The 25,295-nt window shown below is 64.1% G+C and carries 26 protein-coding genes; 16 read left to right on the top strand and 10 right to left on the bottom strand.

All coding sequences use genetic code 11. From position 1 onward, the window contains the following. Positions 1-10 precede the first annotated feature (10 nt). Entirely contained in the window at positions 11-1,450 is a 1,440-nt protein-coding gene (locus ACIPY3_RS17540) for an MFS transporter (RefSeq protein WP_400336214.1), read from the bottom strand. Positions 1,451-1,547: 97 nt separating this feature from the next. On the opposite strand from ACIPY3_RS17540, the gene ACIPY3_RS17535 reads away from it, so the two are divergent. The 4 genes from ACIPY3_RS17535 to ACIPY3_RS17520 all read left to right on the top strand — a co-directional run bounded on the left by ACIPY3_RS17535 (position 1,548) and on the right by ACIPY3_RS17520 (position 5,319). Beyond that, positions 1,548-1,925 (top strand): MarR family winged helix-turn-helix transcriptional regulator, encoded by a 378-nt coding sequence (locus ACIPY3_RS17535; RefSeq protein WP_400336212.1) that lies wholly within the window; start codon positions 1,548-1,550, stop codon positions 1,923-1,925. A gap of 160 nt (positions 1,926-2,085) precedes the next feature. Beyond that, on the top strand, positions 2,086-3,630 hold the full coding sequence (locus ACIPY3_RS17530; RefSeq protein ID WP_400336210.1) for a M23 family metallopeptidase: 1,545 nt from the start codon (positions 2,086-2,088) through the stop codon (positions 3,628-3,630). 100 nt (positions 3,631-3,730) lie between these two features. Then, positions 3,731-4,213, top strand: a complete 483-nt coding sequence (locus ACIPY3_RS17525) for a glutathione peroxidase (RefSeq protein WP_400336208.1) — start codon at positions 3,731-3,733, stop codon at positions 4,211-4,213. 140 nt (positions 4,214-4,353) lie between these two features. Then, positions 4,354-5,319: a phosphodiesterase gene (locus ACIPY3_RS17520; protein WP_400336206.1), complete on the top strand. Its 966-nt coding sequence runs from the start codon at positions 4,354-4,356 to the stop codon at positions 5,317-5,319. Here the strand turns inward: ACIPY3_RS17520 and ACIPY3_RS17515 are convergent. Next, positions 5,297-6,826 (bottom strand): stealth conserved region 3 domain-containing protein, encoded by a 1,530-nt coding sequence (locus ACIPY3_RS17515; RefSeq protein ID WP_400336295.1) that lies wholly within the window; start codon positions 6,824-6,826, stop codon positions 5,297-5,299. The genes ACIPY3_RS17520 and ACIPY3_RS17515 overlap by 23 nt on opposite strands. Here ACIPY3_RS17515 and ACIPY3_RS17510 point away from each other — a divergent pair. After that, entirely contained in the window at positions 6,761-6,934 is a 174-nt protein-coding gene (locus ACIPY3_RS17510) for a hypothetical protein (protein ID WP_400336299.1), read from the top strand. The genes ACIPY3_RS17515 and ACIPY3_RS17510 overlap by 66 nt on opposite strands. Here ACIPY3_RS17510 and ACIPY3_RS17505 read toward each other — a convergent pair. Next, entirely contained in the window at positions 6,931-7,851 is a 921-nt protein-coding gene (locus ACIPY3_RS17505) for a hypothetical protein (RefSeq protein WP_400336205.1), read from the bottom strand. The two genes, ACIPY3_RS17510 and ACIPY3_RS17505, sit on opposite strands and share 4 nt — an antisense overlap. A 137-nt stretch (positions 7,852-7,988) precedes the next feature. Here ACIPY3_RS17505 and ACIPY3_RS17500 point away from each other — a divergent pair, with 137 nt between their 5' ends. Both ACIPY3_RS17500 and ACIPY3_RS17495 read left to right on the top strand, forming a co-directional pair. Continuing rightward, a complete protein-coding gene (locus ACIPY3_RS17500; RefSeq protein WP_021471645.1) occupies positions 7,989-8,288 on the top strand; it encodes a type II toxin-antitoxin system VapB family antitoxin in 300 nt (99 codons plus the stop codon). Next, on the top strand, positions 8,281-8,949 hold the full coding sequence (locus tag ACIPY3_RS17495; RefSeq protein ID WP_400336204.1) for a LytR C-terminal domain-containing protein: 669 nt from the start codon (positions 8,281-8,283) through the stop codon (positions 8,947-8,949). The genes ACIPY3_RS17500 and ACIPY3_RS17495 overlap by 8 nt, the downstream gene beginning before the upstream one ends. A 4-nt stretch (positions 8,950-8,953) precedes the next feature. Here the strand turns inward: ACIPY3_RS17495 and ACIPY3_RS17490 are convergent, their stop codons facing one another. Then, positions 8,954-9,634, bottom strand: a complete 681-nt coding sequence (locus ACIPY3_RS17490) for a TetR/AcrR family transcriptional regulator (protein ID WP_400336203.1) — start codon at positions 9,632-9,634, stop codon at positions 8,954-8,956. 221 nt (positions 9,635-9,855) lie between these two features. Between ACIPY3_RS17490 and ACIPY3_RS17485 the strand changes: the two genes are divergently transcribed. The 6 genes from ACIPY3_RS17485 to ACIPY3_RS17460 all read left to right on the top strand — a co-directional run bounded on the left by ACIPY3_RS17485 (position 9,856) and on the right by ACIPY3_RS17460 (position 16,691). Then, positions 9,856-10,560, top strand: a complete 705-nt coding sequence (locus ACIPY3_RS17485) for a hypothetical protein (RefSeq protein ID WP_400336202.1) — start codon at positions 9,856-9,858, stop codon at positions 10,558-10,560. 124 nt (positions 10,561-10,684) lie between these two features. Further along, positions 10,685-11,686 carry a LacI family DNA-binding transcriptional regulator gene (locus tag ACIPY3_RS17480; protein ID WP_400336200.1) on the top strand — a complete coding sequence of 334 codons (1,002 nt, stop codon included), beginning with the start codon at positions 10,685-10,687 and terminating at the stop codon, positions 11,684-11,686. Positions 11,687-11,900: 214 nt separating this feature from the next. Further along, positions 11,901-13,235, top strand: a complete 1,335-nt coding sequence (locus tag ACIPY3_RS17475; RefSeq protein ID WP_400336198.1) for an extracellular solute-binding protein — start codon at positions 11,901-11,903, stop codon at positions 13,233-13,235. 34 nt (positions 13,236-13,269) lie between these two features. Then, positions 13,270-14,211 carry a carbohydrate ABC transporter permease gene (locus tag ACIPY3_RS17470; RefSeq protein ID WP_400336196.1) on the top strand — a complete coding sequence of 314 codons (942 nt, stop codon included), beginning with the start codon at positions 13,270-13,272 and terminating at the stop codon, positions 14,209-14,211. A 2-nt stretch (positions 14,212-14,213) separates the two neighbouring features. After that, positions 14,214-15,110, top strand: a complete 897-nt coding sequence (locus tag ACIPY3_RS17465) for a carbohydrate ABC transporter permease (protein WP_400336194.1) — start codon at positions 14,214-14,216, stop codon at positions 15,108-15,110. Positions 15,111-15,152: 42 nt separating this feature from the next. Next, the gene (locus tag ACIPY3_RS17460; protein ID WP_400336193.1) at positions 15,153-16,691 is read left to right on the top strand and encodes an alpha-N-arabinofuranosidase; all 1,539 of its coding nucleotides are present in this window, start codon (positions 15,153-15,155) and stop codon (positions 16,689-16,691) included. A 113-nt stretch (positions 16,692-16,804) separates the two neighbouring features. Here ACIPY3_RS17460 and ACIPY3_RS17455 read toward each other — a convergent pair whose 3' ends face one another. After that, positions 16,805-17,503, bottom strand: a complete 699-nt coding sequence (locus ACIPY3_RS17455; RefSeq protein WP_400336293.1) for a DsbA family oxidoreductase — start codon at positions 17,501-17,503, stop codon at positions 16,805-16,807. Between the two features lie 131 nt (positions 17,504-17,634). Here ACIPY3_RS17455 and ACIPY3_RS17450 point away from each other — a divergent pair, with 131 nt between their 5' ends. Next, positions 17,635-18,684 (top strand): glycosyltransferase family 4 protein, encoded by a 1,050-nt coding sequence (locus ACIPY3_RS17450; RefSeq protein WP_400336192.1) that lies wholly within the window; start codon positions 17,635-17,637, stop codon positions 18,682-18,684. Here ACIPY3_RS17450 and ACIPY3_RS17445 read toward each other — a convergent pair whose 3' ends face one another. The 5 genes from ACIPY3_RS17445 to ACIPY3_RS17425 all read right to left on the bottom strand — a co-directional run bounded on the left by ACIPY3_RS17445 (position 18,685) and on the right by ACIPY3_RS17425 (position 22,749). Next, a complete protein-coding gene (locus ACIPY3_RS17445) occupies positions 18,685-19,215 on the bottom strand; it encodes a GNAT family N-acetyltransferase (protein WP_400336190.1) in 531 nt (176 codons plus the stop codon). Positions 19,216-19,289: 74 nt separating this feature from the next. Beyond that, positions 19,290-19,682, bottom strand: a complete 393-nt coding sequence (locus ACIPY3_RS17440) for a universal stress protein (RefSeq protein ID WP_397323692.1) — start codon at positions 19,680-19,682, stop codon at positions 19,290-19,292. A gap of 21 nt (positions 19,683-19,703) precedes the next feature. After that, positions 19,704-21,242, bottom strand: coding sequence for a tripartite tricarboxylate transporter permease (locus tag ACIPY3_RS17435; protein WP_400336187.1), 1,539 nt, complete (start codon positions 21,240-21,242; stop codon positions 19,704-19,706). Further along, positions 21,242-21,745 (bottom strand): tripartite tricarboxylate transporter TctB family protein, encoded by a 504-nt coding sequence (locus ACIPY3_RS17430; protein ID WP_397323694.1) that lies wholly within the window; start codon positions 21,743-21,745, stop codon positions 21,242-21,244. Before ACIPY3_RS17430 ends, ACIPY3_RS17435 begins: the two co-directional genes overlap by 1 nt. Further along, positions 21,742-22,749, bottom strand: a complete 1,008-nt coding sequence (locus ACIPY3_RS17425) for a Bug family tripartite tricarboxylate transporter substrate binding protein (RefSeq protein WP_397323695.1) — start codon at positions 22,747-22,749, stop codon at positions 21,742-21,744. The genes ACIPY3_RS17430 and ACIPY3_RS17425 overlap by 4 nt, the downstream gene beginning before the upstream one ends. 296 nt (positions 22,750-23,045) lie before the next feature. On the opposite strand from ACIPY3_RS17425, the gene ACIPY3_RS17420 reads away from it, so the two are divergent. After that, positions 23,046-24,623 carry an ATP-binding protein gene (locus tag ACIPY3_RS17420; RefSeq protein WP_400336185.1) on the top strand — a complete coding sequence of 526 codons (1,578 nt, stop codon included), beginning with the start codon at positions 23,046-23,048 and terminating at the stop codon, positions 24,621-24,623. Then, entirely contained in the window at positions 24,620-25,288 is a 669-nt protein-coding gene (locus ACIPY3_RS17415) for a response regulator (RefSeq protein ID WP_400336183.1), read from the top strand. Before ACIPY3_RS17420 ends, ACIPY3_RS17415 begins: the two co-directional genes overlap by 4 nt. Positions 25,289-25,295: the final 7 nt, after the last annotated feature.

Genomic DNA, 25,295 nt, shown 5'->3' with positions numbered 1-25,295 from the left:
GCCTTACAAACTACACGCGGGCGCGGCCCTTGGCAGGTGCGGCTGCCACCAGCAGGGCGGCAATGGCGACGGCGGCACTCAGGATGAGGCCCGGACGGTACTGGTCAAGCATTGCCTGGGCGCTGACGGTGCCTTCGGCGTGCCCGTGCCCGCTCACCAAAGCCGTGGTGACGGCGAGGACGAGTGCTGCACCTACCTGGGTGCTGGTTTGGATCAGGCCGGCGGCGAGTCCCTGCTCGGAATCGCTGATGCCTTCCGTGGCCAGCACGTTGATGGACGGGAAGGCCAAGGCGAATCCGATGCCCAGCAGGACCACCGAGGGCAGGATATCCAGCGCGTAGTTGGGTGTGGTGCCGACGCGGAGGAACAGGACGTAGCCCAGGCCAAGGGCTGTGAGTCCGGTGAGGATGAGTTGCTTGGCGCCGAACTTTTCGATCAGCCGGTCCGCGAAGGGCGCACTCGTGGCCACGAGCAGGCCTGCGGGAAGGAGTGCCAGGGCCATGCCCAAGGGAGTCCAGCCGAGCACCGACTGCAGGAACATGGTGACGATGAACTGAAAGCTCAGGTAGGACCCGAAGAGCCCGACGGCGCTGAGGTTGGCCCGGGCCACCCAGCCTTCCTTGAGGATGCCGAAGCGGATCAACGGGTGCTTTACCTTGTTCTCGATGACCGCGAAGGCTGCCAGCACGGCGGCAGATACTGCGAATCCGGCGATTGTTGCCACAGATCCCCAGCCCTGCTCGGGCGCGGACACCAAGGTGTACACCAGGCCGAGCATGCCCAGGGCCAGCGTCACGGCGCCCCAGATGTCGTGCCCGCTGTTCTCGGCAGACGGCTTGTCCTTCGGAATGAACTTGATGCCCAGCAGCACCACGATCACGGCGATCGGTACTGAGACCAGGAAGGTCCAGCGCCAGCTCAGGCTGGTCATAAGGCCCCCAACCACCAAGCCCAGGGAGAAGCCGCTGGCACCGAACGTGGTGAAGATGGAAAGCGCCTTGTTGCGGGCGCGGCCCTCGGCAAAGTTGGTGGTGATGATGGAGAAGCCGGTGGGTGCCGTGAAGGCTGCTGCGAGGCCCTTCACGAAACGCGTGGCGATCAGGATGGCGGGGTCGTCAACCAAGCCGCCCAGCAGCGACGCGGCCGCGAAGACTGTCAGGGCGATGAGGAAAATACGACGGCGGCCCAGCAGGTCCGCGAGCCGCCCACCCAGGAGGAGCAGGCTTCCGTAGCCAAGAACGTAGGCGGAGACGATCCACTGCAGGGAATCGGTACCGAGGTTGAGTTCGTGGCCGATGGAGGGCAGGGCAACGCCAACCATGGAAACGTCCAGGCCGTCGAGGGCAAGGACGGTGCAGACGACCATCAGCAGCAACCATTGGGCGCGCGTCCAGCGAACGGCTGAAACCAGGGCATCGGCAGGTCTTTGAAGGGTGGTGGGTGATGTCATGTTCTTCAATGTAGATGACGCGTCATTGAATGACAAGGAATATGACGTGTCATCTTATGACGTGGATTCAAATGGTGTCATGAACTAGAATCGGACCATGGCAACCACGCGTGACCGCCAACTGGTAGAGCAGTGGCGCACCATCCAGGACTCCTACTTCCGCACGGCGGGAGCCCTGGACCGTGCCCTGGAAGCAAAGTTCGACATCGGCCTGAACGAATTCGAGATCCTTGACCTCGTGGCCGAATGCGCGGACGCCGCGTGCCGCATGAAGCAATTGGGGGAGCGCACCCCCATGACCCAGAGTGCCGTGTCCAAAGTGGTGGACAGGCTGGAAAAAGCCGGCTTGGTTTCACGCCAAACGTGCGCCGATGACCGCCGATCCCTCTTCCTCGAACTGACAGAGGCAGGCCGGGCCCTGCATGCTTCGGCTGCTATTGAGCACCGGGCCCTGCTCAAGGAAAACCTGGCGTGAGCCGACCCTCCCGAATGCTCAAGGCGTCTTGAGGAAAAACTGAGCCAACCTTTCACCAGCGGGCAACCTGGAAGACTTTATTTTCGCCCTGAGAACGGCAACAATGGTGCTTGCACGCCAGGCTGGGGTTTGGTGCCGCTGGCTTTTGGGGAGTGTTTTTGTGGGCAAGCATCATGAATCAGACCGGGTAGCAGTCCTGGTGCGCACCGAGGGTTTTCGCCGCGTCTTCTTCGCCGCAACCCTCGCAGTGGCGGCGTTCTTCGCTTTCGGATTCCAACCGCTGACGTCCGCGTCCTCAACGTCCCTGAATGGAGCCTCGGCCCAGGGCGTGGTGGGACCGAATTCCTTGGGCAGCCTGACGCCACCCGAGGCCCAGACCCTGGTTATGGACAACCTGCCCGAACCTCCTCAGCAAACGGCCGGCACGCCCATGGTGTACTTCGACCGGGCACTGGTCCACGCTGTAGGTGCCGACGGGTCAGGCGCCCTGAATGTCGCATCCGCCGGGCTGCCCCGTCCGCCTGCCGGATACTTGTACGCACCCCTCGAGGTGCTCAACCCCAGCTCGCCCTACGGCTACCGCTACAGCCCGCTGACCGGCCTGCCCGGTGAGTTCCACTGGGGACAGGACTACGCCGCGGCCTGCGGAACCCGCGTCTACGCTGCCGATTCCGGTGTGGTCAAGGCCGTGGGCTGGCACATCTGGGGCGGTGGCAACCGCGTTGAGATCGAGCACGGCAACGGTCTGGTGACCACGTACAACCACCTTCAGGCCATTGGAGTGACCCAAGGCCAAAGCGTCCGGGTTGGCCAAGTCATCGCCGAGGTCGGAACTACCGGTTGGTCCACTGGCTGCCACCTCCACTTCGAAACGATCGTCAACGGCCTCCACACCAACCCCAACCAATGGCAGCTCCTGCCCACCAAGCAAGTGGACCCGCTGCAGACGATCGCTTTTGTCAACTACCAGCCCGGTGTCGGTACGGGTTCCAGCGCGCCGCAGTGGGCCGTCCCCGTTTCGGACGGCACCAACCGCGCGGTGATTGGCGGTGAACACGAGGAAGACGTTGCCCCGCCGGTGACTGTCGCCCCGAGCAACCCGGGCGGTACTGGCAGCACGCCGGGCACCACCACGCCTCCCGTGACGCAAACCCCGACGGCGACTGCCTCGCCTTCGCCGTCCGCTACGGCTACGCCAACCCCGACGGCGACTGCCTCACCTTCGCCGTCCGCTACGGCTACGCCAACCCCGACGGCGACTGCCTCACCTTCGCCGAGCTCTACGGCAACGCCGACGCCGACGCCGACCCCGAGTGCGACCACCACGGCACCAGCTGCAACGGCCACGACGCCGGCTCCGGTCACCACCACTGCACCGGTCACCACCACTGCACCTGCACCGGCAGTCGCTCCCGCCGCGCCCGCCACCCAGCCGAGCGTCCCTGCGTCGGCGCCTGTCGCCGTCGCGCCGGCACCGAAAGTCGTCGCTCCGGCACCAGCGGTTGTTGCGCCGGCTCCTGTGGTGACGCAGCCGGCGGCACCGGTCACTCCGGCAGCGCCTGCGCCTGCTCCGACTACGACGCTCGTGGCCACGTTGCCAACGGTGGTCCTGCCGCCTGGATATGTCCTGATTGCTCCGGACCTGGTCCGGAAGCCGGACGGCACCACGGTGCCGTTGTCCAGCCTCATTCTTCCCACCCCGTAGCGCGGCGAAACGCGGTCACCCCGCGTTTCGTGGCCCTTACGAAGCTCCCGTAAGCTCGATGGCGGCAACCCCGCCAGCCGACGTCGTCAGGAAGCGATCCATGAGCACCCTCTACAGCATCCCCCTCACCTTCAACGATGGCACCGAAGCTGATTTCGGCCGGTTCGAGGGCAAGGCGGTGCTGGTGGTCAACGTCGCTTCCAAGTGTGGCTACACACGCCAGTACGCCGGCCTGGAGGAGCTCTACGGGAAGTACCGCGAGGACGGCTTGGAGGTCCTCGGTGTTCCGTGCAACCAATTCGCGGGCCAGGAGCCGGGTTCGGACCAGGAAATCGCCGAGTTCTGTGAGCGCAATTTTGGCGTCTCCTTCCCACTGACCGCCAAGGCCAACGTCTTGGGCAAGGAGCAGCATCCCCTGTTCTCCGAGTTGACCCGGGACCAGGACGGCCAACCGGTCAAGGTGAAATGGAACTTCGAAAAGTTCGTCATCAACCGCCAGGGAGAAATGATCGCACGGTTCCCATCCGCCGTTGAGCCCGACTCCGAAGACCTTGTAGAAGCAGTGGAAAAGGCATTGGCATAAGCCTGGAATTCCAGAAAGGAGGAAAGTAATTTTCCAACATTCCGCCGGATATTAGCCAAGTGTTGGCTTCCCGTCTGGTTGGATTGGTCCTACTGGGGTTACACGGGAGGCGCCGTCTCCCACCTAACGCTAAGGCAGCTATGGAGCTCATCGAGGCCGAGTACCCGAAACCAGGTCATGTGCTGTTGCACTTGAGCGATCTTCACCTGGTGGGTGGACCCGGCACACTCTACGGATCGGTGGACAGCGCTGCCAGGCTGCAGGAGATCTGCGATCAGATCATCGCCTCCAAGCTGAAGCCGGAAGCCATCATCTTCACCGGAGACCTCGCCGACCGGGGCGAACTCGAAGCGTACCGGCGGCTTCGCGAGATGATCGAGCCCGTGTGCGATGCCCTCGGAGCCAAGGCCATCTGGGCCATGGGCAACCATGACGACCGCGCCAATTTCCGATCTGCTTTCTTGGACGCCTCTGAAATCAGCAGGCCCCAGGAGCCAATGGACCGCAGCTACTTCGTCAATGGCCTGCGGATCATCACCCTGGACACCACGGTTCCCGGTTTCCACCACGGCGAACTGTCCGGGCAACAGTTGGAATGGCTCGCGGACGAACTCTCCACCCCTGCGCCGGACGGCACCATCCTCGCGCTTCATCACCCGCCCGTGCCGTGCGTCCAGGACCTGGCAGTCCTGGTTGAGCTGCGTGGCCAAGCCGCGCTGGCCGCCGTCGTCCGCAATACGGATGTTCGATCCATCCTGGGCGGGCACCTGCATTTCTCCACCACGGCGAGCTTCGCCGGCATCCCTGTCTCGGTCGCCTCCGCCACGTGCTACACGCAGGATCTGGGTGTCACAGCCGGTGGTCAACGCGGGCGCGACGGTGCGCAGGCCTACAACATGGTGCACGTGTACGAGCACACGATTGTGCACTCCGTGGTGCCGATGTCCGGCGGCGTGACCGTGGGCGAGCCCGTGGATGCCGAGGAGGTTCAGCGGCGGCTTGCCGCAGCCGGGATCTCCATCCCGAAGCACCCGCGGACCAGCCGGCCGCGGCAGCCCCGGGTGGCTGCGGCTCCGCGCAGTGCTACTTCTCCCAAGGTGCTTTGACCGGGAAGTACTTCTCCAGGAAGTCGGTGACCAGCCCGGCCCGTTCGTCGGCGTGGACCTCGGGGAAGCTGCCATCGTTGAGGCAGAAGAGGTCCATGTTCCGCTTCGCCAGGAGCTTGGGCAGGTAGTGCAACCCGGACCACAGGGTGGTGTCAACGTACTTGACCTTGGCGTTGGTCTGGGTGACTGCACGGCCCGTCAGGAGCGCGTAGTAGTGGTAGAACGAGTTGGTCACAGAGATGTTGTCCGCGGCCCGGAAACGGCTGGCCGCAGTCTTGGTGAACTCCTCCGGGAACTCCTGCTCCATGCGTGCCACCACGCTGCGGCGGATCGGGGCGGCGGTGTGTTCCAAGTGCCGGGTGGTGATCCTGCCGAAGCGCTTCCAGAGCAGCTTGCGGTTGACGCGGGCCGCATTTTCAAAGCCGCTGCGTTCGGCGTCGTTCTCACCCAGTCCGATCCTGGTGTCGGCTTCGATGAACTTGGTGATGCCTCCGGGGGTGAAGAACATGTCCGGGCCCACGGGACGGCCGAAGAACATGTCGTCGTTGGAGTAGAGGAAATGCTCCGAGAGCCCATCGATGTGGTGAAGTTGGCACTCGACGGCCTGTGAATTGTGCGTGGGCAGCACCGAGGGGTCGGCGAAAAACTCCTCGCTGCGGACAATCGTCACCTTGGGATGGTCCGCCAGCCAGGCCGGGGCGGGGGAGTCCGTGGCGATGAAGATCCGGCGGATCCATGGTGCGAACATGTGCACCGAACGCAGCGCATACTTGAGTTCGTTGATCTGGCGGTAGCGGGCCTCATGGTCGTCGCCCTCGCCCAGGACGGCGTCCGCCTGCTGGGCCCGCCGCGCCGCGATGTAGGCGGGGTCCGAGCCGTCAACCCAGGAGAAGACGATGTCCACGTCGAAGTCGATATCGCTCGCGTGGTCCGCGAACATGTTCTCGATGGTGGGCCATTCCAGTCCGTGGCGTTGCACCGAGCCGCGGACGGCGTCCTGGCGCAGCAGGGTCCGGCGGGTCAGTGAGTTCTCCACCGGCAGTTCCAGCCGGTCGCCGTCGAAGCGCCACAACTCCAACTGGACACCGAGCGCGGGGCCGTACCAGAGGCCGCCTTCGGTCTCCACGCGGGGCCGGTACAGCCGGAAGATCCGTGATTTGCGGTTGGCGGACAACTCGCCGTCGGCCACCAGCACCGAGGCCTTCGTCTTTGCGTCCACGGTCATCGAGTAGAAGGGTTCGTTCCGGAATGCTTCCACCAGTGCGTCCCGCACGGCCTTGCGGGACTCCCAATCCACGGCGATGACGGGCCGTTCGTCGTTGCCGCGCACCAGGATGAAATCGACGCCGGCAGCGTCCAGTGCCGCCCGGACGGCCAGGAGGTCGGACACCATGGCCTGTTGCGGTGTGAGGTCCGCATTAACCAGTGCGTACCGCCCGCGGTGACGGACGACGTCGGACCTGTGTTTGAGGTGCGCGACGACGGCAGGCGAGGACGCCTCGACGATCGCGTCCTCTTCGACGGTGGGGCTGCCGTGGTAAACCGGATCGACCTGTGCTTCAGTGATGGCTGCTTCTCCGTACTGTTCGTGGTGCGTGAGGGGGCCGGCTTCTAGATGTCCAGTGCTTCGCGCCAGCTGCGCAGGAAGGCGCCGCCGGCGTCGTCGTGGATGACGTCGTCCGCCAGCTCCAGGTCGGCTGCGGTGAGGATGGTGTAGGGCTTGACGGGCACGCCGTCCGCGGGACGGACGTCCACGTGCTTGACCTCGTGGTCGTTGTGGTGGAGCCAGTCTGCCATGGCGTAGTCCGTGCGGGAATCGCCCACCGTCCGCCAAGCCAGCGGTGTGATGCCTTGGGCTGCAAGAAGTTCGACGGCGCGGCTGGCGCCCAGGTCCTTGCCGAGGCGCACGGATTCGATGTCCGTGGAAATGATGGTGGGGTCCAGCCGGTAGTCGGCAGTGTCGTCCGATTCCGGTGCATGGTGGTCCAGGAGAGCTGCGTTGAGGCCGTGCCGGTTCAGGATATCCAGGGCATCGGCGTCGAAGAGCTTCTGTTCCTCGAGATAGTCGGCGCTGGCAACGTCCAGGTGCTGTTCCACGGAGACCATGGCCCGCTTGGTCTCGTCGAAGAACATGTGCGCCGAGTAATCCTCGGCCACCAGCCGGCGGATATCGTCCCCGTAGGCCTTGGGCACGGCGAGCTCATGGTCCACGTGGATGGGGCCCGGTCCGGCGGCGGTGTAGCTGAACCAGACCGCGCCCTTTTCGCAGATCGCGTGGATGACGGTTCCGGCAGGCATCCCGGCGGCGATCATCGGTTCCATGACCTGCTCGGCGATGAAGGCGTCAGAGCGGCCGGTATTGAAGATGACGGGAATTCCCGCGGAAGCCAGCGCCACGAGGTCTGCAATGATGTCCGGCTTGACGTCCCGCGTCACAGGGCTGGCAATGGGACCATCGACGTCGAGCAGCAGCGCGAGGGCCGGGGCTTTCTGGGCAGCGGTCCGGTCAGTGCCGTGGAGCGGTTGAGTCATGCCCCTATTCTGTCAGTCCGCGGCGGCTCCTCCACAGCTGTGACGCAGCGCGAAAGGATAGTCACCATTTGGCTACAACCTTCGTGTGCTGCGGGTCACAAGTTCCGTTAGCGCGGCAACTTCCATAGGCTTGCAGGGTGATCTTCAAAGCCGTGGGCGAGGGACGCCCGTACCCTGACCATGGATACTCTGCGCCGCGAGACTGGGCGGCCCTCCCGCCGCGACCCGTCCGGCTGGACGAATTGGTGACCACCAAGCGCACTTTGGATTTGGAGGCATTGTTGGCCGAGGATTCGACGTTTTTCGGTGACTTGTTCCCCCACGTGGTCCAGTACCAGGGCGTCATGTACCTGGAGGATGGCCTGCACCGGGCAGTCAGGACGGCGCTCCACCAGCGCACGGCCATCCACGCACGCGTGTTAGTGATCGATGGCTAAGCGGCCCGCGGACGCCACCCGGCTCCATGGCCACCACGTGGTCACGGGAGCCGAGCTCCGTGCCACGTTCGCTGAAGACGCCGAGGTTCCCCGCTCCAGGTTCGGGAGACGACTCTTCCACGGCATTGTCCTGGTCCTGTTGATCGGCGTCATTGCCGCCGGAGCAGTCGGTGCCTGGGCCGTCATGAATGGCGTCATCAAAGTCCCTACGGCCGTAGCCAGCAAAGCCCCCAGCAGCCTGTGTCCCAGCACCACGTTCGATTACATCCCGAACGAAACCGTGAACCTCAACGTCTTCAACGCCACCTCCCGTGGTGGATTGGCCCGCACCGTCGCTGACCAGTTCACGTCGCGCGGCTACAAGGTGGCCTCCGTGGATAACAGCGACACCGCCTACTCGGGCGTGGGCGTGGTGATTTCCGGTGTCAAGGGGCAAGCGGCAGCCTTCAACATCCAGCGGAACCTTGCAGGGACGGACTACTACCAGGACAACCGCGAGGACGAGTCGGTGGACGTCGTCCTCACGCCGGGGTACCAAGGCCTGGTTGATGCGCAGCTCGTGGACCAGACACCCGGGAAGCTCAGTTGTCCGCGCGAGGACCAGCGCGTAGTGGACGGGACCAAGTGGCCCATCATCCCCACCAATCCCGCAGGACAGTAGGGAGCTAACTGGCCAGCGTGTCAGCCGCGCCGTTGCGCACTGGCCGTCCGGCGTCGTCGAAACGCGCGCCCGCACCCAATTGGATGAACCGCACCGTCTGCGCCGTGGCGGTTTCGACGTCGGCGAGCGGGGCCGGGACCTGACTGTCGCCGTCGGGCGTCCGGTTGCGGCGTGCGGCGCTGGCGGAGAGCGTGCCATGGATGAGCCGCGCCAATTGGGCAACATCGATGTCCGGCAAGTAGCCCTGCTGGACTCCGTCATTGAGGATGTCCTCAAGCAGGATGTTCAACTCGCCCACATGGTCCGCGAGTTTGGAGAAGGAGCCGGGGGAGAGGACTGCGGCCATTGCCGGACCTGGTGGGAGGTGACGGCGGCTCAGGTCCTCCACTTGCGCGCGGACGTAGAGCGCCAGGCGGTCTACGGGGTTCTCCAAGGCCGCGAGCGACTCGCGAAGGTCCACGATGAAGCGCTCGGTCTCGTCCAGGGCGTACGCGATCAGCAGTTGCTCCATGTCCGCGTAGTAGTTGTAGACGGCCGTGCGGCCCACCCCTGCGTGGCGGGCCACGTCCGTCATGGTGAGCCCGGGGAGCCCATGGGTGAAGAGCAGCTCTCCGAAGGCGGTCAGTATCCGTCGTTGGGTCTCGGCGCGTTGGGCAGCATTCGTGGCGGCCGTGATCCTTGGCATATAGACACTTTACAGGGATCTGTCAGCAAGTTGGGCAGCTTCGAATCATGCGTTCCTTCTTTGGCACCATCACGGATGCGCAGGGCTCGCCACTGCTTAAAAGAAAAACTCCGGGTCCGCCGGAGCGGAATAACCGGAGCTTCCAATTCGTGGCCACAAGTAACATGAAACAGCGGTCAGCGAGGGCTTGCGTGCTCCACTCTACCGGTTAGGAAATGTCGGTGACAACCACAAGCGATGCGTGGATCGAGGACTGGCTCAGCGCGGGCCGTTTTGCAACCTACCTTCAAGCTGCCGGCGGTTCGCGCGTTCGGGCCTTGGAACTCTATGAGTGGAACGCCCGCCTAAGCGCCGCCTTTCTCCGTGATATCAGCCACCTGGAGGTTGGGCTGCGAAACGCCTGCGACCGCCAACTGCAGGCAGCCACCACGGGTGGTGACACGCACTGGACTGACCCCGCGACGTTGATGCGTTTGTTCCCGGCAGCATCGCGATTCGACAGGGCCAAGGGGAGGCGCATCGATGTCAACAAAAACCCGCGGGACAAGGTCGAACGCGCGAGGGAAGCTGGGACGGCGTCGCCTGGCATTGCAGTGCCCTCTCCCGCACCGTTGCCAGGTAAGACGATCGCTGAACTTATGTTCGGGTTCTGGACCTTTCTGTTCGCTGACGGACACGAGAAGACCCTCTGGGTGCCGTATCTTCATAGAGCCTTTCCACCCGGGACCGACCGCAGCAGGCTAAGCCAGACGCTTACAGCGATCAGAGAATTCCGCAACCGCATCGCCCATCACGAAAATATCCTCAAGGGCTCCGAGATCGAACGACGTCGTATCGTCAGCGCCACACAAATGCTCTCGCCGGAACTCGCCGCACACTGCCAAGCCACCAGTGAAGTGTCGGCCATTCTTTCCAAGCGGCCGTGAGCCTCCCCGGATCCCGAACGCTGCGGAGTTGCCTGGTGGACGCGGACACCCTGCCGCCGCAGCGGGGTGGGGCGCAAACTCGCGTAGCATCGATCCAACCGGACAAAATTCACAAGGGGGACTGTTGCGGGCAACGGTCAAGGACGTGGCGCGCCGCGCGGGGGTATCGCCGAAAACCGTCTCAAACGTCATGAACGGGATCGTGCCGGTGAGCGAATCGACGCGGCTCCGGGTGGAGCAGGCCATGCAGGAGCTGGACTACGTTCCCAACTTGTCCGCGCGGGGTCTCCGTAACGGCCGGTCCGGGGTCATCGGGCTGGCCTTGCCGGACCTGGCTACTCCCTTCTCTGCCGAGATGGCGCACCATCTGGTGGAAGTCGCGCATGAGCAGGGTTGGAGTGTCCAGATCGAAGAAACCGGTTCGGACCCGCATCGCGAGCAGGAACTCATGACGCGCGCCAGGGCAAACCTGATTGACGGGCTCATTCTGAACCCAGTGGTGTTGCAGGAAAGTGCTGTGAAGGTTGGGATATCCCTTCCTCCCGTGGTCCTTTTGGGTGAGGTAACCCAGCACTTGGCCGACCGCGTGTATGTGGACAGCTTTGCCGCGGCCCGGGACATGACTTTGGCGCTGGCGAAGAATGGACGACGGCGGATTGCGGCCTTGGGCATCAACCGCGGACGGCATTCGGCTACTGCGATCCACCGGGCGGCCGGTTATGAAGCGGCGTTGGAATCACTCGGCATCGACGCTGATGACGAGCTCCTGATCCGCTGCGAAAAGTGGACTTCCGAGTCGGCTGCGCGGGCGCTCACGGAGTACCTGGAGTCCCATCCCGTGCCGGAAGCCCTCTTCTGCTTTACGGACTCCATGGCGCTGGGCGCGCTCAACGCCCTGTGGAAGCTCGGAATCCGTGTGCCGGACGACATCGCCGTTGCCGGATTCGACGACGTTGCGGACGGTCGCTTTGCCGTCCCGCCGTTGACGACGGTGTCTTTCGACAAGCGCACCATCGCCTCCGAGGCCATCCGGCTGTTGACGGAGCGGATGGCCAGCAGGCATCAGGAGCAGCGGGTGGTCCAGGTGCCTTATTCGATCGTGGAGCGGGCCAGCACGGGCGGTTGACCACTCGGCCGCCACGGTTCAGGTGTGGGTTGACCTGTCAGGGGAAACAAATTGTTTGCGCTAACAATTTTCTCTTGCCCTGTCCATTACATCGATGTAATGTGAGACCTGCGTCACTCAACGGGCCACCATTCACCCGGATCGGGACGCTCCGGAACCGGACTTTTGCAATGAAGCAGTGCCCTTTCAGCGGACCCATCCAAAGGAGTGACGGGTGAAGCAGTTCGAATCTTTGACCGGGAGACAGTTATCCCGGAGGCAACTCATCGCCGGATCGGCGGCCTTGGGAGGCCTCGCCCTTGCCGGCAGCCTCACCGGTTGCGGCGGCGCGGCCCAGGCAACGACAGCGCAGGACATCGACTTCTGGCACCTCCTGTCCGGCGGTGACGGGATCAAGATGCAGGCCATGATCAACAGTGCCAACCAAGCCAATCCCGGATTCACGGTGCACCCCACAGTCCTTGCCTGGGGACCGCCGTACTACACCAAGCTCGCCATGGCTTCGGCGGGAGGACGTCCGCCAGAGGTCGCCATCATGCACGCCAGCAGGGTGCCCGGCTACGCTCCCGGCGGCTTGATCGATCCGTGGGACCTGGATCTCCTGGGCGAGAACGGCATCACGGGCGAGCACTTCGCGCCGCGGATCTGGGAGAAGAGCCAGCAGGGCGGCAAGGTCTTCTCCATAGCCCTGGACTCTCACCCGTTCATCATGTTCTACAACAGGGACGTGGCGGACAAAGCCGGGGTCATGGCAAGCGACGGCCAACTCCAGGACGTCACGTCGCCGCAGGACTTCAAGGCCATGGCGGTGGAGATGCAGAAAGTCACCGGAGCCCATGGCCTGTCCTTCGGCTACCTCGGCAGTGGTTCCCAGATGTGGCGCCTCTTCTACACGCTCTACAAGCAGCACGGAGCGGACATGGAACTGACCCCGGGCCAGCCCATGAAGGTGGACAGGGACGCGGCGATCGAGTCCTTGGAGTTCATGGCATCGCTGTTCGACGACACCATCGCGGCCAAGAGCGGTGACATCAGCACGGGCATCGCCGAGTTTGCCCGGGGCGGTTCCGGAATGCTGTTCAGCGGTGTGTGGGAACTGCCCACCATGAAGAAGGCCGGCATCCCCGTGGATGCCGCCACCATCCCCACGCTCTACGGCACACCTGCGTCGTACGCGGATTCGCACTCCTTCGTCCTTCCCCGGCAACTCAGGGTCAATGAGGAGAAACGGCGGGACGTCTACAAGTTCGTCAGCGACGTCCTGAAAGGCTCGCTGTCCTGGGCCGAGGCAGGCCACATTCCCGCATACCAGCCAGTGGTCCAATCCCAGGCCTACCGCGAGCTGACGCCCCAGATCCACTACGCCAACGCGGCGGACATCATCGCCTACGATCCCGAGGCCTGGTTCAGCGGCTCGGGCTCGGATTGGCAGACGTATTTCGCGGAGAACGTCCAGAACGTGCTCCTCGGCAGGGACAAGGCCTCCGCTGGATGGGATGCCTTCGAACACCGCACCAACACCCTTCTTTCCCGACCCAACCCGGTGTAACGGGCCAAGCCCCGAGCGACAAAGGAGTCCTTAGATGAGTTCCCCTACCTTGTCCCGGCGAAACCCCGGGACCCCCACCATTCCTGCCGCAGGTGCTGCCTCGTCCCTGCGACGCTCCCGCGACAACCTCAGCGGCTGGGGTTTTGCCACCCCGTTCCTGGTGTTCTTCCTGGTGTTCCTTGTGTGGCCGCTCATCTACGGGCTGTACATGAGCTTCACCGGCAAATCCCTCACCGGGGCCAATGACAGCCTCATCGGTTTCGCCAACTACGCCGAAGCCCTGGCCGACGCAGACATGTGGCGGTCCCTGGGCAATACCGTCTACTTCACCGTGATCAGCACCGTTCCCTTGGTCCTGGTGGCCTTGGTGATGGCGGCCCTGCTCAACATCGGGCTGCCGGCACAGTGGCTCTGGCGGCTCTCTTACTTTGCGCCGTACCTGTTGGCCTCCACGGTGGTGAGCTTGTTCTTCACCTGGATGTACAACCCGCAGTTGGGCCTGATCAATGACTTCCTGGCCAAGATCGGCCTGCCCAAAGTGGCCTGGCTCAACGATCCCAACGTGGCCATGTGGGCCATAGTCATCGCCACGCTCTGGTGGACCGTGGGCTTCAACTTCCTCCTATACTTGGCAGCCATGCAGAACATTCCTGCCCAGCACTATGAGGCGGCATCGCTGGACGGCGCGGGGGCCTGGCGGCAGTTCTTCTCCATCACTCTGCCGCAACTCACGCCAACCACGGTGATGATCGTGCTCCTGCAAATCCTGGCCTCATTGAAGATCTTCGACCAGGTGTACCAAATGACGGCCGGTGGTCCCGGCGGATCAACCCGTCCCGTGGTGCAGTACATCTTCGAATCCGGGTTCACCGGTTACCGGCTGGGCTACTCCGCAGCCATCTCCTACATCTTCTTCGGACTGATCGTGTTGGTCTCCGTCATGCAGTTCGTCATCACCCGCCGCAGGAGCGCATAACCATGGCAACCACAACCCTTACCCGGCCCGCGGCACCGCAAGCGGCCGCGCAGCAGCTCCGCCAACCCCGCAAGAAGCCGACCATCGGCAAGATCGCGGCGATCGTCGTCGCGGCCTTGATCGCCGTCTTGTGGCTGATTCCGTTCGCCTGGGCCACCGCCACCGCCTTCAAGACCGAGACGGACGCCGCCGCTCCAAAGGTGACCTGGGTGCCGCCGTCGGGCTTTACGGTGGACGCGTTCGTCAAGGTGTTCCAGGACGGCAACATCCCGCTCTGGACCTGGAACTCGCTCTACACGTCGGTGGCCATCACGGCAATCACGCTGGTGATCTCGGCACTGGTGGCGTATGCCCTGTCCAGGATCGACTTCAAGGGCAAGAAGGTCCTCATGACCGTGATCATTGCCTCGATCATTGTCCCGCCACCGGTGCTGATCATCCCGCTGTTCTACCAAATGCTCGCACTGAACATGATCGACACCTCGTGGGCCATCATCCTGCCGCAGGTCATCCACCCTGCCATGGTGTTCGTGCTCAAGAAATTCTTCGACCAGATTCCCCGTGAACTCGAGGAAGCCGCGGTGATGGACGGTGCCAGCCGCCTGCGGATCTTCACGCAGATCATCCTGCCCTTGTCCCGGCCCATCCTGGCCGCCGTCGCGATCTTCGTGTTCATCGGCGCGTGGAACAACTTCCTGTGGCCGTTCATCGCCACCAACGACGATTCATTGCTGACCCTGCCCGTGGGACTGCAGACCATCAAGAGCGCCTACGGCATCCAGTATGCGCAGAACATGGCATCCGCCCTGCTCGCGGCGCTGCCGCTGATCCTCGTCTTCCTGTTCTTCCAGCGCCAGATCATCAAAGGCGTGGCGACGACGGGACTCGCCGGAACCTGATCCGGCACCTTTTCCAGCAATCACCCAGACTTAAGGAGAACCATGTCCCGCGCCCGCATTACCCTCGACCGCGATTTCACGGTGGGAGAAGTACCCCGCCGCCTCTTTGGCTCCTTCGTGGAGCACATGGGCCGCTGTGTCTACACCGGCATCTACGAACCCGGGCACCCCGAAGCCGACGAGCACGGCTTCCGGCAGGACGTCCTCAAGCTCGTCAAGGAGCTTGGGGCTACCGTCATCCGGTATCCCGGCGGCAACTTCGTGTCCGGCTACAACTGGGAAGACGGGATTGGCCCGCGGGAGAACCGGCCCCGCCGGCTCGACGGCGCGTGGCACACAGTGGAAACCAACGCGTTCGGCCTGCACGAGTTCGTGGACTGGTCCAGGCAGGCCGGCACGGAGATCATGGAGGCCATCAACCTTGGCACCAAGGGCGTCGAGGAAGCCCGTGCCATCGTGGAGTACTCAAACCACCCCGGAGGCAGCTACTGGTCCGACCTCCGTGCGAAGAACGGCCACAAGGATCCGTTCGACATCAAACTCTGGTGCCTCGGGAACGAGATGGACGGGCCATGGCAGATCGGCCACAAGACCGCCGATGAATACGGCCGCCTGGCCCAGGAAGCCGCCAAGGCCATGCGGTACGTGGATCCGTCCATTGAACTCGTGGCGTGCGGCAGCTCGAATTCCAGGATGCCCACGTTCGGTGACTGGGAGCAGACGGTCCTCACGCACACCTATGACGAGGTGGACTACGTTTCCCTCCACGCCTACTACTTCGAAGAAGAAGGCGACGTGGGCAGTTTCCTGGCTTCCGCCGTCGACACCGATTACTTCATCGAGTCGGTCATAGCCACCGCGGATGCGGTGCGGGCGAAGGGCAAGCACAAGAAGCACATCAACCTGTCCTTCGACGAGTGGAACGTCTGGTACCAGCGTGGCCGCGATACCGAGGACCAGCTGAGCAACATCGTCAGGGGACCGTGGCGCGAGCATCCCCGCGTCATTGAGGACAAGTACAACGTGACGGACGCCGTGGTGGTGGGCACGCTGCTCAACTCACTGCTGCGCCATGGCGACCGCGTGCACATTGCCAACCAGGCGCAGCTGGTCAACGTGATCGCGCCGATCCTGTCGGAGGAAAACGGTCCGGCATGGAGGCAGACCATCTTCCATCCGTTCGCGCGCATGGCCGAACTGGCCAAGGGACAGATCCTGCGCTTGTCCGTGGACTCGGACAAGTACTCGAACAACCGATTCGGTGACACGGACCTGGTGGACGTCAGCGCCACCTGGAACGAGGAAACCGGAAGGGTGGCCTTGTTCTTTGCCAACCGTGGGCTGGAAGAAGCGGCCGACGTCGAGGTCGCCCTGCGCGGTTTCGACGCCCGCCAAGTGCTGCGCGCCGAGGTCCTGGAAATGCCCGACGGCGGCGACCGCTTCACCATCAACAGCCAGTCCCAGCCGGACCGGGTCGGATTGGTGCCGCTGGAGAACGTCAAGGCCAGCGGCTCGGAACTGCGCCTGACGCTGCCCGCGTTGTCCTGGGCCGTCGTCGAGCTTGAGGTGGCGAAAGCCTAGCGCCGCACCCAGCCGCGTGGCACCCAACTGGGTCGCAGTTAAGCGCGTTTTGACGGCTCAAAACGCGCTTAACTGCGACCTACTTGGGTTGAGGTACGACGGCGGGTGGCTGGCTAGATGCTGCAGCCGTCGGGGCCGCAGGCCTCGGCGTCCGTGGCGCCCACCGGGATGAGCGGATTGGCTTCCTGCCAGGCCTGGTTGAGGGCCTGGCTGAAGAGCTCGGCCGGCTGGGCGCCCGAGATGCCGTACTTGCGGTCAATGACGAAGAACGGGACGCCCGTAACACCGATGGCGCGGGCCTCGTTGATGTCCTGGTTGACCTCTTCGGTGAACTTGTCCGTGGTGAAGAGCTCCGCGACGTCGCTTTCCGGAAGGCCCAGGGAAGCGCCGAGTTCGCTGAGATAGTCTTGGTTGCCAATGTCCTTGCCGTGCTCAAAGTGGTCGCTGAGCAGGCGCTCCTTGGCAGCATCCTGGCGGCCATGGGTGGCGGCGAGGTGGATGAGGCGGTGCGCCGTAAAGCTGTTGGCGACCACCACCTTGTCGAAGTGGTAGTCGAGGCCTTCGCCCTTGGCGGTCTCCGTGACGTGGGCGAACATCTGCTTGACCTGCTCCGGGGCCATGCCCTTGCGCTTGCTCAGGTAATCCAGTTCCGTGCCGTCGTAGTGCTCAGGCACGGAAGGGTCCAGCTGGTAGCTCTTCCATTCAACGTCCACTGCTTCACGGTGCGGGAACTGTGCCAGGGCAGTTTCAAAGCGGCGCTTGCCGATGTAGCACCAGGGGCAGGCGACGTCGGACCAGATCTCAATCTTCATGGTTTCGTCAACCGGAAGGAACGGGGGAGCATTCCGGAAAAGCCCTGTTAGATTCCTCACGGGGCTTATAGCCTTATTGAGGGTTGTGCAGTCAGCTCCTGGTTTGGGGGTTTTTGCGCGGAGGCCCCAGCATGCGCATCGGACTCATTGTTGGACCCTGGTTCACCGTTCCGCCTGAGAGATACGGCGGCACCGAACGGGTTGTTGATGCCTTGGCACGGGCCCTCGTGGATGCCGGGCATGAGGTCCTCCTTGCGGCGGCTTCGGACAGCACGTGTCCTGTGCCCCAGCTGAATGGCTTCGGCCCCAGTGCCCCGGAGGAACTTGGGTGCACGCTGAGCGAGCTAAGCCACGTGGTGCAGGCCTACCAAGGGATGCAGGGCATGGACATCATCCACGACCACACCTTGGCGGGTCCCCTCTATGCGCACCGCCCGGCCGACACCCCCGTGGTGACCACCATCCACGGCCAGCTCACGGGGCAATCGGCCGGGCTTTACCGCGCGATGGCCGGGGACACTGCCATCATCGCGATCTCCCACGACCAACGGTCCATGGTTCCCGACCTCGACGTTGTCTCCGTCATCCACCACGGACTGGACCTCTCTACAGTGTCGGTGGGCGACGGAAGCGGTGGCTACGCCTGCTTCGTTGGACGCATGTGCCCGGACAAAGGCCTCATGGAAGCGGTGCGCATTGCACGGGAGGCAGGTGTCCCGCTCCGGATCGCCGCCAAGATGCATGCCAAGGACGAAGTCCGGTTCTACCAGGAAGTGGTACGGCCTTTCCTTGGCCCGGACGAAGAGTTCCTCGGCGAGCTCTCCGACCCGGAAAAGTATGAACTCATGGGTGGAGCCGTAGCCCTGATCAACCCCCTCCAGTGGCCCGAGCCGTTCGGCCTGGTGATGATCGAGGCACTCGCCACGGGTACCCCTGTGTTGGCCACCAGGATGGGTGCAGCTCCCGAGATCGTGAGGCACGGTGAAACCGGTTATCTCGCCGGCGTGGGAGAGTTGGCCGACTACGTGGAGGCTGCGGGTTCCCTGTCAAGAGCAGCCTGCCGTCGAGCGGTGGACGAGTACTTCAGTGCCACCCGGATGGCTGAGGAGCACGTGGCGTTGTACTCGCGGGTGATCGAAGAGTTCCGTTCGAGGGCCTTTCAGGCGGCTCCCTCCGCCTGACTAGAGCCGGTGCTCCATCACGAAGTCGTGCTCCACGGAGTCGCCGAGCTTGAAGGACTTGGTGCCCACCCGCTGGAAACCGGACTTCTCGTAGAAGCGGATGGCCTTGGCGTTCTCGCTGTTGACGCCCAGCCACACACCGGCCGCGCCCTTGTCCGCGGCATCGGCCAAGGAGGCCCTGATCAGGCGGGACGCTGCACCCTGGCCGTGATGGTCGGGGTGCACGTAGCACTTGCTGAGCTCAGTGGCGGGCAAAGCCGAGAGGACCGAAGCGACGTCCGGGTCGCTTGCCGGTTTGGCGATCAGCATGGTGTACCCGTTCAGCTGCCCACCGTCGTCGAGCACCAGGATGGTGATGTTCGCATCGGCGAGGTACTCCGTGAAGTTGGCCTCGCTGAGCGTGCGCTCAAGGTGGGCCTGGATGTCTGCCGGCGATGCTCCGGGAGGGCAGGCCAGCGGAAAGGTGACGGCGGCCAGTTCGGCGAGTTTGCCGGCGTCGTCCGTGCGGGCCGTGCGGATGGTTTCGGTCATGCGGTCCCCCTGGGAAAGTGTGTACGGAAAATGCCCCTAAGAACGCATCTTAGGGGCATTTTCTGGATGGACTCCTAGTCCGCCTTCACCGCCAACACCGGGCAGTCGGCCTCAAGGAGGATCCGCTGCGAGACGCTGCCCATGATGAGCTTGCCCACGGGGCTGCGCCGGCGGAGGCCGATCACAATGAGTTCCGCGTCGTGTTCGTCGGCAGCGTCCAGGACCTCAGCCGCGGCATCGTGGCCACGGACCGGTTGTTTGATGGTGTGCTGGATGCCTTCCTGCGCCAGGCGGTCCTCCACGGTCTGGATGTCCGGCTCCTGGGCGTAGCGGTTGTCCACCAGTGCATCGCCCTTGGAGGAATTGATGACGAGCAGCGTGTCCTTGCGGTTCTTGGCTTCGGCGATGGCCTGCGTCAGGGCGGCTTCGCCCTCGGGTGTGGGGACGTATCCCACCACGATGGTCATGGGTTCTCCTGTTTCTGGTGGTTAGTCGCTGTAGTCGGCAGCGCCGGAGTTGGCGGGGAGCAGCGGGTCCTTGGCTGGCCGCTTGGGTTTGATGAGCTTGTAGGCAAAGGGCCACACCAGCACGATCGCCACGATGATGTAGACCACGATCGCGATCGGCTCGCTGAAGAGTCCGGCAGGGTCGCCGGCGCTCAGCTGCAGGGTCTTCCGGAGCTGGCCTTCAATGCGCGGGCCGAGGATGACGCCCAGGATCAGCGGCAGGACGGGGAGCCCGAAGCGGCGCATCATGAAGCCGAGTGCACCGAGGACCAGCAGGATCACCAGGTCGAAGGCCTGCAGGTTCACCGAGTATGCGCCAAGGGTGGCGAAGAACAGGATGCCCGCGTAGAGGTAGGGCCGGGGGAGTTGCAGGAGCTTCGCCCAAAGGGGAGCCAGCGGAAGGTTGATCAGCAACAGCAACAGGTTGCCGATGAACAGGCTGGCAATGAGGGCCCAGACCAGTGGTCCCTGGCTGGAGAAGAGCTGTGGTCCCGGCTGGATGCCGTAGGTAGTGAAGGCAGCCAGCATGACGGCGGCTGTTGCGTTGGTGGGCAGGCCCAGCGCGAGCATGGGGGTCAGGGTGCCGGCCGCTGCTGCGTTGTTGGCAGCTTCCGGCCCGGCCACGCCTTCGATGGCCCCCTTGCCGAACTCTTCCTTGTGCTTGCTCAGCCGCTTTTCCGTGACGTAGGAGAGGAACGTGGGAATCTCCGCACCACCGGCAGGCAGGGCTCCGAAGGGGAAACCAAAGGCGGTGCCGCGAAGCCACGGCTTCCAGGAACGGGCCCAGTCCTTCCGGCCCATCCACGGGCGGCCCACGGGGATAATGTGGAGCGGGCTGCGGCGAAGGTGGGCAGCAACCCAGAGGGCTTCACCCACGGCGAAGATGGCCACCGCAACAACAACAATGTCCAGGCCGTCGGCAAGCAGCGGCTGGCCGAACGTCAGGCGGCGCTGGCCTGTCACGGAATCCATGCCCACCAGGCCGATCGCCAGGCCAAGTGCCAGGGAGGCGAAGCCGCGGAGCCGCGAGGAGCCCAGGACAGCCGTGACCGCCAGCAGGGCGAGGATCATGATGGCGAAGTAGCTTGGCGCCCCGAGGCTGACGGCGAACTTCACCACAATCGGCGCAAAGACGGCCAACAACGCGGTGCCGATGGTTCCGGCAACGAACGATCCGATGGCCGCGGTGGCCAATGCCTGGGCTGCCCGCCCGGCCTTGGCCATTTTGTTGCCTTCGATGGCCGTGACCACCGAGGACGATTCTCCGGGGGTGTTCAGGAGGATCGAGGTAGTGGAGCCGCCGTACATGCCGCCGTAGTAGATGCCAGCGAACATGATGAAGGCGCTGGTGGGTTCCAAGGCGTACGTGACAGGGAGCAGCAAGGCCACGGTCATGGCCGGGCCAAGGCCGGGCAGGACACCAACGGCCGTGCCCAGGAGCACGCCGATCATGGCGTAGAGCAGGTTCATGGGGGTCAGGGCGGTGGCAAAACCGTCCATCAGGGAGGACAGGACGTCCATCAGAGGATTCCTTCCAGAAGCCCGGCGGGCAGTGCGATGCCAAGACCGAGGTAGAAGCCATAGAAGGTCAGCAAGGACAGGGCCAGTGCGATCAGGCCGTCCCGGACATACTTTCGGCTGCCCAGGGCCAGGACGCTGCCCCAGAAAAGGACAGTTCCGGAGATGACCCAGCCGGCCCAGTCGATCAGCAGGATATTGAGGATGAACGCTCCGGCGAGGGGGAGGACGGTCTTCCAGTCGGCGGGGTGGGCGAGGTCCACGTCTTCGCCGCCCTCGGCTTCACCCTTTCCGCCACGGAGGACGTTGATGGCCAACAGCACGGCACAAACCACCAGGAGTCCGGCCACGATGAACGGCACAGTCTTGGGTCCAACCGGGTCCGACTTCGAGTACGGGGTGACCAGGCCATTGGCATCCAGGAAGACCAGGACCCCGGCCGCGCCGAGCAGGAGGGAGACCCCCAGCTCGGCGCGGCCTTTGAGGGCTTTTACTGCAGTGCTCACGCCAAGCCAAGCTTGGTGAGGACATCGGCAACGCGCTTGTCCTGGTCGGTCAGGAAGGTCTGGAATTCGTCACCGGTGATGAATGCATCGGTCCAACTGTGGGTCTTCAGGGCTTCCTTCCAACCTGCGGATTCATGCATCTTCTCCAGGGCCGCGATCAGGGACTTCTTGTCCTCGTCGCTGATGCCCGGAGGGGCCACGATGCCGCGCCAGTTGGTAAACACCAGGTCGATGTTGGATTCCTTGAGGGTCGGGGCATCCACACCGTCCAGCCGCTTCTCACCGCTGGTGGCCAGGACGCGGACCTCGCCCGACTTGATCTGCTCCAGGTATTCACCGGCGCCGGAGGCCGCGAAGCCGAGCTTGTTGCCGAGGATCGCTGGCAGCAGGTCACCGCCGCCGTCGTAGGAAACGAAGTTCACTTTGGTGGCGTCGATGCCAACGGCCCCCGCCAGCTGCATCGGCAGGAGGTGGTCCGGGCCGCCCGGCGAGGAACCGCCACCCACGGCGATGGATCCCGGATTGGCCTTCCATGCCTTCACCAGGTCATCGATGGTCTTGTAGGGGGAGTCCTTGCTGACCATGATCGCGCCGGGTTCCTCGATCAGGCGGGCCAGCGGGGTGGTCTGGGTCAGTTTCGACTCGGACTTGTTGGTGTAGCTGGCACCCACCACGCCCAGGCCCATGAGCATGGCCAGATCGCCGTTGCCCTTCTCGTTGACCACGCGGGCCAGGCCCACCGTGCCACCGGCTCCGGCCAGGTTGAAGACTTCGGTGTTGCTGGTGATCTTTTCGTCATCCAGGACCTTCGCCGCCGCGCGGGCCGTGGTGTCGTAGCCGCCACCAGGGGTGTTGGGGACCATGATCTGGAGCCCACTGATGGGCTTGGCGGCCCCGGAGCTTTCCGTGCCGGTGGAGTTCTTGCTGGTGGCGCCACAACCGGTGGCCATCAGGGCGATGCCGGCTGCTACGGCGGCAATGCGCAATGCGCGGATCTGGCGCATGGTGTTCCTCATCTCAGTGTGAAAATTCTTCGTCGAATTCCTGTGCAGGGTCCGTCGTCGGGTTCCTGCCCTGCCGTCGATGCTAGGACCGTCCGTGACGGGGATCACTCTTGTGTTCGCAGTGATCTTTAAGTTCATTGCGTTCACGCTCCGGCACGCTTCCGGCCAGCACTGGGGTATAGTTCCGGTACTCCATGGCGGACAGCCAGTGAACGCATCGGGGCCCCAGCAGCGTCCGGCAACGTGGACATCATCCAAAGGACCACACCTTGACTCGACCGTCTCGAAGAAGAGGCATGTCCCTGGCGGGACAATACCTTGTGCTGCAGTTGCTGATTGTCCTTGCCGTGCTGGTAGCTGTCGCCGCCATCTCCCTTGCCGAGTCCGCGGCAAATTTTGAACGTACGGAGGGACGCCGGGCGCTCTCCGCTGCCGAGGCCCTGGGGAACAATCCCACCGTGCGCGAATTGCTTCCGACGGCGGAACCCCGCGCCGGTTCATCGCTTCCGGCAGTTGCGGAATCGGTCCGTACGGTCTCCGGCTCAGCCCAGGTGGCTTTGGCCAAGCTGGACGGCACGGTGGTCACCGCGTCCGACCCGGGGCTGGTTGGCAAGGCCCTCCCGCTCGGTGAGAGCCGGGTGATGGAGGGGCGGGCCTGGACCGGCGTGGTGGCAGGCGGGAACACTCCGGTCCTCTCGGCCCACGTCCCTGTCCTGGACGATGCCGGCAAGATGATCGGCATCGCCTCCATCAGCCGCAACTACCCCTCCACACTGGAAAGGCTGGGAGACGCCGCACCGAACCTGCTCACCTACCTGGGCGTGGCCAGCGTCCTGGGCGTTGCCGGTTCCCTCCTGATGTCCCGCCGGGTGAAACGGCAAACCCTGGGCATGGAACCGCACGAGATCACCGGCCTGGTGGAGAACCGCGAAGCCATGCTGCAGGGCCTGAAGGAAGGCGTGGTGGCTTTGGATCCCCACGAACGGATCACGGTGGCCAACCAGAGCGCCAGGCAACTCCTGGGCCTGCCGGACGATTGCGTCGGAAAGCGCCTCGGCTCCTTGTCCGTCGATCCTGCGTTGAAAGTGGTCTTGGCGCGGGAGCAGGCGGGTCCGGACCAGTTGGTGTTGGTGGGGGACCGCTTGGTGGTCATGAACAGGGTGGCGCTGACGTCTGGTGGACGGGACATCGGCTCCGTGACCACTTTGCGGGACCGCACGGAGATGTCTTCGCTGGAACGCGAACTGGGGGCAACCCGCACCGTGACCAACACCCTCCGCGCCCAGGCCCACGAGTTCGCCAACCAGCTCCACGTGATCTCCGGCCTGCTCCAGCTGGAGGAATACGACTCGGTGATCCAGTTCGTCAACGGAGCCACGGTGGACCGCACGCGCCTCAACGACGAAGTCACCAGCCGCATCCAGGACCCCGCGCTCGCCGCTTTGCTGATCGCCAAAACCAGCCTTGCGGCTGAGCGCGGAGTGGAGCTTCAGCTCGCGCCGGAATCCGCACTGCCGCGCGTACCGGAGGAACTCTCCCGCGACCTCGCCACCGTTGTGGGGAACCTGGTGGACAACGCGTTCGACGCCGTGACGGGCCTTCCCGGGGCATCGGTCACTGTGCTGGTGGTGGACATGGAAGACAGGGTAACGGTGACCGTGCGGGACAATGGTCCGGGTGTGCCGGATGATGCCGTGGATGAAATCTTCCAGCAGGGCTTCTCTACCAAGGATCCGGATCCGGGTGAGGCGCGTGGTTTCGGCCTGGCCTTGTCCCGCGTCATTTGCCGGCGTGGCGGGGGAGACCTGACGGTCTCGAACGAGGGCGGTGCCGTGTTCGCCGCCCGATTCAGGAAGGAGGCAGTCCGCCCGTGATCAAGGTCCTGATTGTCGATGACGACTTCATGGTGGCCAAGGTGCATGCCGGCTTCATCCAGCGGACGCCGGGCTTCGTGGTGCTCGGAGTGGCGCACACCGGCGCGCAGGCCGTGCTGGAAACGGAGCGGCTCCAACCGGACCTGGTGCTGCTGGACATCCACCTCCCGGACATCAATGGCCTGGACCTCATGCACCAATTGCGTGAGGTGGCCCCGGACCTGGATGTGCTGGTGATCAGTGCCGCGCGGGAGGTGGAGACCGTGCGCAAGGCCCTGCGCGGCGGGATTGTGCACTACCTCATCAAGCCCTTTTCCCAAGCAGATCTCCAGGAACGGCTTGAACATTACCTGAACGCGTACCACGGCCTGGATGGCTCCAAGGTGGAAGCGGAGCAGTCCGACGTCAACAGGGTCTTCGGCCTCGGTGCCTCGGAGCGGAGCCTGCCCAAGGGGTGCAGCGTTGAGACGTTGGAGCGGGTTGAGGAGACGTTGAAGGCGGCGTCTGGAGACCTTTCAGCAGCCGAGGTGGCCGAGCAGCTGGGGACCTCGCGGGTCAGCGCACGGCGTTACCTGGAGTACCTCCACGATGCCGGCGCTTTGGACGTGAAGCTGAAGTACGGCGTCGGACGTCCGGAAAGGCGGTACGTGCTCAAGGCGCGGTGACTGCTGT

The sequence above is a fragment of the Paenarthrobacter sp. NPDC089714 genome, assembly GCF_044748905.1.
Taxonomy (GTDB): Bacteria; Actinomycetota; Actinomycetes; order Actinomycetales; family Micrococcaceae; genus Arthrobacter.
The sequence above is the reverse complement of the archived record's forward strand: the minus strand, read 5'-3'. Positions and strand labels throughout refer to the sequence as shown.